The organism is Syntrophomonas wolfei subsp. methylbutyratica, from assembly GCF_001570625.1.
GTDB lineage: Bacteria > Bacillota > Syntrophomonadia > Syntrophomonadales > Syntrophomonadaceae > Syntrophomonas > Syntrophomonas methylbutyratica.
In genome coordinates this window covers 1-496 of record NZ_BBQT01000070.1, presented here as the reverse complement: position 1 = coordinate 496, position 496 = coordinate 1, and the positions used below count along the sequence as shown (strand labels likewise).

The 496-nt window shown below is 48.0% G+C and carries 1 protein-coding gene; it reads right to left on the bottom strand.

Features of this window, described 5'->3' with window-relative positions; genetic code table 11:
* Positions 1–27: 27 nt before the first annotated feature.
* Positions 28–496 (bottom strand): FAD-binding oxidoreductase (locus AWB54_RS15050; RefSeq protein WP_394326502.1); only part of this gene is annotated, 469 nt, incomplete at its 5' end.

The window sequence follows — 496 nt, the reverse complement described above, 5'->3', positions numbered from 1 at the left end:
AAGAACGTGGACTTTGGGTTTTGGCCATCAGCGCAGGCGACTCCTGGTTAAAATCCCCAGTACCCTTTCTGAGCCTACCATTAGTTTGGTAAGGTTTAAACCGGAGACATTTTTTATGCACCTGTCCTTGACCCCGCCAGTGGTAATTACCTCCCCGTTGGGCAATACCACTTCCATCCCTAAAATATATTGTTCGGTGCAACCATATTTTACCGCCCTCAAGCCACTGGCATTGTTGGCGACCATGCCTACTATAGTACACATCTGACTGCTTCCGGGATCCGGCGGGAAGAATAGCTTATATTTAGAAACTTCCTGGTTTAGTTGGGCATGAATAACCCCGGGACGGACAATAACCTGAATGCTGGGATCGTCTATTTCCACGATTTCATCCAAGGTAGACAAATCCAGAACTATACCACCCTTTAGGGCGTCACAGACACCCGCCCCACCGGTTACTCTACCTCGGGTCACCAATCTAATTTTCTTTCCAATG